The sequence below is a fragment of the Exiguobacterium sp. s22 genome, assembly GCF_018617455.1.
Lineage (GTDB): Bacteria > Bacillota > Bacilli > Exiguobacteriales > Exiguobacteriaceae > Exiguobacterium.
In genome coordinates this window covers 1-228 of sequence record NZ_JACSKD010000028.1, presented here as the reverse complement: position 1 = coordinate 228, position 228 = coordinate 1, and the positions used below count along the sequence as shown (strand labels likewise).

Sequence of the window (228 nt, the reverse complement as noted above, 5' to 3'; positions counted from 1 at the left end):
ATCCCCCAACTACTTTCGGCGCTGAGACGCTTAACTTCCGTGTTCGGCATGGGAACGGGTGTGGCCGTCTCGCTATCGCCACCAGACAAATATTATATTAACATTATCTTAACATAATGTCAACATGTTTTTTTTGAGATTGTTCCCTGAAAACTGAGGATTCATCAACACAAACCATAGACTAGATCAAAGCCTCGACCGATTAGTATCATTCAGCTCCACGTGTCA

General features: G+C 43.4%; 1 rRNA gene. It reads right to left on the bottom strand.

Annotation, left to right across the window (positions count from 1 at the left end):
* A 5S ribosomal RNA gene (rrf, locus tag KNO94_RS15200) occupies positions 1-86 on the bottom strand; the annotation flags it as partial.
* Between the last annotated feature and the right edge of the window lie 142 nt (positions 87-228).